The sequence below is a fragment of the Rhodococcus sp. WY5 genome (assembly GCF_018588185.1).
In the GTDB taxonomy this organism is placed as follows: Bacteria; Actinomycetota; Actinomycetes; order Mycobacteriales; family Mycobacteriaceae; genus Rhodococcus_F; species Rhodococcus_F qingshengii.
On record NZ_JAAMPR010000001.1, the window covers coordinates 4,667,543 to 4,675,560 of the forward strand.

General features: G+C 62.5%; 7 protein-coding genes. 3 read left to right on the top strand and 4 right to left on the bottom strand.

Annotated elements, in window-relative coordinates:
- Window positions 1–21: 21 nt before the first annotated feature.
- Window positions 22–813: an ABC transporter ATP-binding protein gene (locus G4D79_RS21540; RefSeq protein ID WP_019748159.1), complete on the top strand. Its 792-nt coding sequence runs from the start codon at window positions 22–24 to the stop codon at window positions 811–813.
- The gene (locus G4D79_RS21545; protein WP_214514360.1) at window positions 810–2,435 is read left to right on the top strand and encodes an ABC transporter permease; all 1,626 of its coding nucleotides are present in this window, start codon (window positions 810–812) and stop codon (window positions 2,433–2,435) included. The genes G4D79_RS21540 and G4D79_RS21545 overlap by 4 nt, the downstream gene beginning before the upstream one ends.
- 87 nt (window positions 2,436–2,522) lie before the next feature.
- On the opposite strand, the gene G4D79_RS21550 is transcribed toward G4D79_RS21545, so the two are convergent.
- Window positions 2,523–2,933, bottom strand: coding sequence for a hypothetical protein (locus tag G4D79_RS21550; RefSeq protein ID WP_064112776.1), 411 nt, complete (start codon window positions 2,931–2,933; stop codon window positions 2,523–2,525).
- A 521-nt stretch (window positions 2,934–3,454) separates the two neighbouring features.
- Here G4D79_RS21550 and G4D79_RS21555 point away from each other — a divergent pair.
- Window positions 3,455–4,903, top strand: coding sequence for an MFS transporter (locus G4D79_RS21555; protein ID WP_214514361.1), 1,449 nt, complete (start codon window positions 3,455–3,457; stop codon window positions 4,901–4,903).
- Here the strand turns inward: G4D79_RS21555 and G4D79_RS21560 are convergent.
- Genes G4D79_RS21560 through G4D79_RS21570 form a run of 3 tightly spaced genes read right to left on the bottom strand, consistent with a single transcriptional unit; the run spans window position 4,852 to window position 8,005 of the window.
- Window positions 4,852–5,697 (bottom strand): siderophore-interacting protein, encoded by an 846-nt coding sequence (locus tag G4D79_RS21560; protein ID WP_030535573.1) that lies wholly within the window; start codon window positions 5,695–5,697, stop codon window positions 4,852–4,854. The genes G4D79_RS21555 and G4D79_RS21560 overlap by 52 nt on opposite strands.
- Complete coding sequence (gene entS / locus G4D79_RS21565) at window positions 5,694–6,995, bottom strand: enterobactin transporter EntS (protein WP_050655776.1); 1,302 nt, start codon at window positions 6,993–6,995, stop codon at window positions 5,694–5,696. The genes G4D79_RS21560 and entS overlap by 4 nt, the downstream gene beginning before the upstream one ends.
- Window positions 6,992–8,005: a Fe2+-enterobactin ABC transporter substrate-binding protein gene (locus tag G4D79_RS21570; RefSeq protein ID WP_003942170.1), complete on the bottom strand. Its 1,014-nt coding sequence runs from the start codon at window positions 8,003–8,005 to the stop codon at window positions 6,992–6,994. The genes entS and G4D79_RS21570 overlap by 4 nt, the downstream gene beginning before the upstream one ends.
- Window positions 8,006–8,018: the final 13 nt, after the last annotated feature.

An 8,018-nucleotide genomic window follows, 5' to 3' on the forward strand; every position in this document is an offset into this window, starting at 1 on the left:
CCGGACAGTTACCCTCGATCGATGCACCCTCTCCCCGAGACAGGACAGCTACCTCCCGGACCGATGGCTTTGCAAGTGGAACACCTCTGCATGGCGTTCGGCGCGAAAGTTGCTGTGAACGACCTTTCCCTTGCGGTGCCCTCAGGTTCGTTGTTCGGTCTGGTTGGGCCGAATGGTGCGGGAAAAACGACCACACTGTCGATGGCTGTCGGATTGCTTCGCCCGCACTACGGTCGCAGCCTGGTGTACGGCTACGACGTGTGGAACGACCCTGTCGCAGCGAAGAGTCTGCTCGGCGTCCTACCCGACGGTCTGGCGCTACCCGCCCAGTTCACCGGCCATGAACTACTCACCTATTTCGGACGCCTGCGCGGTATGCCAGAGGACGTCATCGCGTCACGACGCGACGAACTGTTGGCCGCGCTCGATCTCGCCGATGCAGGTGGAACGGTCATCGCCGATTATTCAGCGGGCATGACGAAGAAAATCGGGTTGGCCTCGGCCTTGTTGCACGGCCCTCGCTTACTGGTACTGGATGAGCCGTTCGAAGCTGTCGACCCCATTTCTTCGGCCGGAATTCGGAGCATTCTGCTCTCGTTCGTCCACTCAGGTGGCTCGGTCATTCTTTCCAGTCACGTGATGGCCCTTGTCGAACAACTGTGTACTCACATCGGAGTCATCGCAGACGGTCGCGTCGTGGCTTCAGGAACGGTCGACGAGGTGCGCGCAGGCAACACTCTCGACGAGGCATTCGTTCGCCTGGTCGGTAGCCGCAGTCCCAATCCCGACGGACTGTCATGGATGCGCGCATGACCACCACCAGCTTTTCACCGACACGCTGGAACCCGTCGGTCTCTGTGTGGCGCACTGTTCTCCGCATGCGCATGACCCTCTACAAACGTCAGTTCACCGGTGGAAGAGCTGTAATCAAGGTCATTGCAGCGTTGTTCGGGGTTCTGGGGGCAGCGCTACTGTGCCTACGAGCTTCGGGAAAGAACGGTGTTTCTCCCGATCTCGTCAGCGGCACAACCAGTCTCGCACTTTCGGCTATCGCCGTGATGTGGATCTTGATGCCGATCATGTCTGGTCTGTCAGATGACAATCTTCACCCCAGACATTTCCAACTACTCCCCCTGGAACCCGTCCGACTCGCCAGAGCACTGTTCTCGACGTCGCTGGTCGGTATGACCGTGCCGATTACCGCGTTGGCTGCAGCAGCGATTCCAATTTATGCCGCTACACACCACCCTGCCGCACTGCCATTGGCCATTATCGCTTGGCCCGCAACGGTCCTGCTCATTGTCGGCACCTCACGGGTCGCGATGCTGGCGATGTCGCAGCTCCTGCGGAGTCGTCGCAGCCGCGAACTGGGACTGTTGGCATTCGGCACGTTCTTCGGCGGACTGTATCTGCTGCAATTTCCGCTGCAGAGTCGCCTCGGCACGGTCGTGGACGGCGACGTCACGTGGCCGCTCACGATCGCGCATTCGATCCCGTTCGCGTGGGGAATCACCAGTGTCGACGCAGCAGCAGGAGGCGCCTGGCTCCTCGCCGCCGGAGCAGTCCTCGCCCTGGTGCTGGTCGATCTCGCACTGCTGTGGTCATGGCAACGCCTGGTCGTTCGCTACTTCAACGGGAAGGTCGCAGAATCAGCGGGCGCCACTTCCGTGCAATTGAAGAACCAGGGCCGCGACATTCGAACCGGTTGGCGCGCATCCCGACTGGGCACCGTCATCTCTCGCGAGCTTTCGCTCTGGCACGGAGACATGCGCCGACGAACACAACTGCTCTCCGTTGCCATCATGACCTTGGTCTCCGGCTTCGGACCGCTGATCTCGTCATCGATCCCCTTCTCCGCCGCATGGGGTGCCTGGTTCCTGATCTACCTGGCAATGGCAGCCGGATCGAATCTGTACGGATTCGACGGCGCATCGATCTGGCATCTGGTGATGATCCCCGAAGCCGCTGCCGCTGACGTCCGGGGCCGACAAATCGCGTGGGCAATCGTGATGACACCCTTCGTGGTCGTCGCAACAGCTGCTGTACGGATCTTCGGGGACCTCGGGACCGACCGACTGGCCGTGCCGCTCGCCGTCGGCATTTCGATGATGGGAGTCGGTGCAGGACTGGCAGTAGCGATATCCGCCAAAGCGCCCTACCCGGTTCCGGAGATGAAGAAGACGTTCTCCTTCAACACCCGCGGGTCCTTCAACGGCTCGTCCTTCGGACTGATCATCCTCGCCATCGTCATCTTCGCCGCGACAACGGCGCCCGGCGTTCTACTCGGGGCGCTGCTACCGAACCCGGTGAACTATTTCGCCATCCCTGTCGCTGTTGCGATTGGTGCACTTGGTGCTTGGATCGGGGGCCGCGTCGCGATCACCCGTATGCAACGCGAGCCGGATCGGATTCTGTTCGCGGTTACCACCGCATGATCGTTGCCCAGATAGTCCGAGAATTTCTGGGCGTCAGCGCAGTAGCCGCAACTTGCACCAAAAAACTCAGTCTGGGCAATCGGATTATCAGGGATCCAGGTAGCGCAGCTCAACGGGTTCGGTCCTCGCATATCGCCGCCGGGCTTTCGTGACATAGCTTCCGCTCGAGCCGAACCATTGCCCTGGAAACATCGCACCACCAAGATGTTTGGCATGCCCCCGGAGCACCACGGTTCCGTACGTGTCGCCGAACGTCCCGGCCGATGCGGGAACTGCGCGCACCCCGCCCCTTCGCTGGAGCGTGGGTGGATCGAGCGCTGCCTCAGGTTCGCACCGCAGCCCGCTCGGTGTGCAGAAATCCTGGTGATGGACCACTACACCGGAGCGATGGAATTCTGCCGGTGCCGACATCCGTTCCACGGGCCCTGATCGCGCCGGATCCTCGAGATCCGCTGTCGAGCCGAGTCCCTCGGCGCCCCGGCTCGACAGCGAAATCACACCTGAATCAGCTCAGCGAGCTCAGCAGCGGCTCGAGAAGCTTGTAGAGCTCGAAGATTCCGATGATCGTTGAAATAGAACCCATGATGATCCTCCGTGATTCGTGAACTTTCCGTGACGTCGCGTCACAGGCAGAAAGCTAACAAACCCGGCATTCAAACGGGGACCTTGAATGTGTCCGGCAGATGAACTCCCTGCTCGGAGAAGCATTTTGGTGACCAGCGTCATGCTCATCGAGAAATGAGCCCCATCGTCACATCACCTGACACCGACCGACGGTAGCAGCAAAAGTCTGCCCGTTGCGATCTGGCGATACATGGCACCATTTCCAACCCGTCCGACTCTTGCTTTGTGCGCTGAATCCGATTACATTTCTCCACAATAACGGTACGCGTAACGAAATAGCGGGACGGTCTACTTCACAGCCCGATTATCCAGTGCCACAACCCTTCCGGGATCTTGGAGGGGCGGCGTTTCGTCGCGTCCATAAGCTCCTCACTCCCCGATCGAAAGAGAGCACGATGACCACAGAGAGCGTCTCCGGCAATCAGCCGCGACCGGTAGCAACTATCGCAAGCCTGACCCTGCTGATCGCTGCCGTGGCCGCGCTCGAAAGCATCATCGTCCCCGCACTCCCCCTGATACAGAGAGACTTCGGAGTGACGGCCGACGTCGGAGCGCTCGCATCCGTCGCTCTGACGTTGAGCACTGTCCTCGTCACGCCGATGGCCGGGCGAATAGCCGACGTGTACGGCGCCCGCCCCACCTTGCTCGCGATCACGACAATCGTTGTCCTGGGCGGCAGCGTGTCCGCTCTCGCAACGATCTTCCCGCTGTTCGTCCTCGGCCAATTTCTCCAGGGATTCGGGCTCGGGTTGCTTCCCGTGAGCTTCGTGGTCCTACGACGCACTTTATCCTCGGACCGACTGAAGACGGCCACGGGTTTGCTCGGGGCTGTCGTAGTGGCCGGCGGCGCTCTGGGAGTCGTATTGTCCGGGCCCGTCGCGGAAAACGTCTCACGCACCGCGATGTATGCAGTTCCGACCGCGTTCGTTTTGCTCGGCGCAATTGCTTTTGCCGTGAGCACACCACGAGATCACATGTCGAACGTCGGCGGCCGACTCGATTGGCCGGGAGCGGGCGGATTGGCTCTTGGATTGTTGACGCTGACGGCGTGGCTGGCGAGCGCATCGAGCAACGGGTGGGGCGCACCGACGTCGATGCTGCTGCTTCTCGCTTCCGCTGCCGTGTTCGCGATCTGGGCCAGGTATCAGAGCCGGACAACCGAGCCGATGGTCGACCTGACGATGATGCGGCATCGTTCGATGTGGAGCGCCGTGGTCGTCGGCGTGGTTTTCGGGTTCACCTACGGCGCTGTTGTCTATCTACTTCCGCAACAACTCGCCGTGCCGGCAGAGAGCGGATTCGGCCGCGGTGCGACGACCAGCGCCATCGGCTTCCTGCTGTGCGTCGGCTACGGCGCAGCGGTCATCGCGTCGGTGATCTCCGGAAAGCTCGCACAACGGGTCGGCACGAAAGCCATTGCGGTAGCGGGAGTTGCCTTCCTCGGCCTGAGCGGCGCCGTCGGCGTCTTTGCAACAACGATGTGGCAGATCGTTGTGGTGCTGATCCTTGCGGGTACCGGCGTTGCCGCCGCGTCGACGGCAGTGTTCGTCATCTCCGCCGACAGCGCACCGGCAGACCGCGTAGGTGTCACGACGGCAATAGTCACGATCGCCAGATCGCTGGGTTCTGCTGTGGGAACCCAAATTGCCGCCGGGATCATCGCGAGCGCGACTTCATCCGGCGGCCTTCCCCAGCACTCGGCATTCGCCACGGCTTTCGGAGTGGCGGCAATCGTTGCGATTGTCGGACTCGTTGTCGCGGTGACGATGCCGAAACCGGCGTCAACCGATGTTCAGTGGTCGTCGTCGTCCTCGTCGAAGTCTGCGACTCCGCGCTTCCAGTAGCCCGTGATCAGGTAGTCGCCCGAACTCAGGCCGAGTTCGTCGCGCACGAATCTGCGAATCGGCTTGAGACTGGTGGCCTCACCGGAGATCCAGGCGTAGAGGCGCTCACCTTCGGGCACGGTGACCGTCCGTACTGCCTGCTCGAGCAGATCCGAGTGACCGGCTGGGACGTCACCGCGGTGCAGCCATCGCACCTCGACGCCTTCCGGAACAGTGAGTTCGATTTCCTGTGAAGGGTCGGTGATCTCGACGAACACCCACCCGGCGGCAGCAGCGGGCATCATCTCGAGCCAACGAGCAATGGCAGGAAGGGCGGTGATGTCACCGGCCAGCAGATAGCGGTCGTACGTCCACGGAACCACGACGCCACCGGGCGGACCTGCCACGTGCACCCGAGTGCCGACGGTCGCCGCCTGAGCCCAATCAGAGGCGTACCCACCTTCGTGGAGCGCGAAGTCGAGGTCCAGCTCCCCCGCCTCGGCGTCGTATCGACGGACGGTGTACTCACGCGAGATCGGCAATGGACGAGGCCACTTCAGGCTGAATCCGTCGCGTTCGGGTAGACGTAAAGTTCCGTCTGCATCCGGGTAGACCAGGCGAACATGCTCGTCGGGAGCGTGCGATTCGAAGCCCGCCAACTCCGGTCCACCCAAGGTCAGACGCAACAGTCCGGTCCCGACCATTTCGCTGCGAACAACTTCGAGTTCGCGAATGCCGATGGGGTACGGCACTTTTGCGCCGGTGGTTCCCGCCAGAACTTCGGCGATGGTCGCGAGGTGGTCTCCTCGGTTCATGAACTACCTTCCTTTTCCGGCGGAGCATTCCCCACCGGCACAGTGTTTTCGGAGAGATCGACTTCGTTGATCTCCGAAGTTACCCGGCGCACCGAACCCAATGCTGCCAGGAGCACCAGGCCCAGTGTCACACCGGCGAGCCCCAAGACCAGTAGCGCGGCGCCAGGCTCGAGCCACTGCCCGAGGAACCCGGCTGCCATCGAACCGATCGCCGTACCCGTGACGGCTTGCACCATCCACAGACTGGACACGCGTCCGCGCAATTCGTCCGGCGTGTTCTGTTGAAGGACTGCAAATCTCAGAATGTCGTTGAGTGCGCGGCCGAGGCCGAATCCGGCCAGGCCCAGGAACGCGACAATCGCTGCTCCCGACGCACCCAGTACCACCAGGCCGAGAGGCATCAGCGCAACAGAGATCAACATCGCGGCGCCGTTGCGGTGGACTCGTCCGGTCCAACCGCTGGTGAGGGAACCGACCACAGCGCCGACAGCGGGGGCGCCGTAGAGCAGACCGAGCATGGTGGGTCCGCCGCCGAGAACCTGGTCGACGAAGGCAGGCAGCAACACCATCGGCCCGCTGACGAACATGACCAACAGACCGCTGATCAGGATGCCGCGAATGACTGTGTGCGTGCCGGCGAATTTCACGCCGGTCACCAGCGCGCGCATCGGGCTTTCGTGATTCGTGCCCGGTGCCGGGGAAGGGCCGATGGCTTGGAACAACGTGACAGTTGCTGCGGTGGCCACCGCAGCAACAAAGTATGTCGCGGGAATGCCGCCGGAGGCGATGATCACGCCGGCGATTGCCGGCGAGATCATCGTCCCGATGTCGGTGGTCAGCGCTACCAAAGCGCCGGCCGCAGCCATCTTGTTGCGCGGCAACAACGTCGGCATCAAAGCCATCAAGGCCGAGCTGCTGACACCGCCGGCCAAGCCGTCGACAGCTGCCGCGACGTAGATGACCCACATCGACGGGTGTGGCAAGAGCGCGTTGCACCCGAGAATGACAAAGCCGAGACCCGCAGCACTGCGGGCCAACTGGATGGTGCGTCGCCGATCGTAACGGTCAGCGAGCACGCCGCCGAACAGGCTGCCGAAGAACATGGCGATGGCCATCGCCGTGGACACTCCGGCAACCTGCAAGGTCGAGCCGGTGAGCTGGTACGTCTGCGCGGGGACGGCTACGACGAGCAGTCCGATCCCGAGCAGCGAGATCAATCGCCCGGAAAAGGCGTACCTGAAGGGACGGCTGGTCCGCAAGGGTGAAACATCGATCACCAGCCCACCGAATCGAGTCATGCGAAGGTCTGGCCGATCAGGTCGAGGGTAGCCATTGCGCCGTCGTAGTCAGGACGGTAGCTGCTGGCGGGGAGCTCGAACGTCGTGCCTGCCTTGAAGGACGGCAACTGCGAGTAAAGCGGATCGGTGGCAAGTTCGGCCATCGGGCGACCGGACACCGGAATCACAAAGGCGACAGGAGCATCGGCGACCTGCGAGAGCAGTTCCGGGCTGACCTCGAACGAGTCACCCGAGCCGAAGAGCTGCGGGTTGCCGGCCTTGGCCATGACGTCGTCGGCCTTGAAACCGAGCTCGGCGAGCATCGCGGGCAGCGCGGCCGTCGGCGGAACGAGGTACGGCTTGTTGCTCGAGACCGAGAGGAAGTAGACGACGTTGCCCTCGGGAACCTTGATCTTGCCCTTGACCTCTTTGACCTTGTCCTCGTATGCGCTCATCAGTGCCGGAACCTGGTCGGAACGGCCCGCCGCGTCGGCGACGATTTCGAGCTGCTTGTCCCACGCGGCGACCGTCTTGGGGACCAAGACGGTGGGTGCGATAGCAGTGAGCTGATCGTAGAGTTCCTCGGACTGAACCGAGGTGATTCCCTGGCCACCGCCGATGATCAGGTCGGGCTCAGCCGCCGCGACGGCTTCGATGTTGAGCTGCTCGCCGGCCGGCAATTCCTTGGTGCCCTGCGCCTTTGCGGCGTCCGCCCAAGCCGGCGGGAATCCACCGTCGAGGTTCGTGACACCGAGGACGCGGGTATCGGTGGCAACCACCGGTGCGTCCAGGGCGTACAGGTATCCGGCGAGACCGCCGCTCAGAACCACGATGCGCTCCGCCGACGCGGGCACGGTGACCGAGCCCTTCTCGGTCTCGATCACGCGGGTCGTGGGCTCTGCAGCCTTGGTCGGTTCGTCGTTCGAATCGCTACTGCAACCGATCATCGCCACGAGTGCGACGATCAGCAACCCTGCGATGGCGACGAAACGTCGCCAACTCCGTATCGCGAGGGGCGGTGTGGACTTCATCATTGAGCTCCCA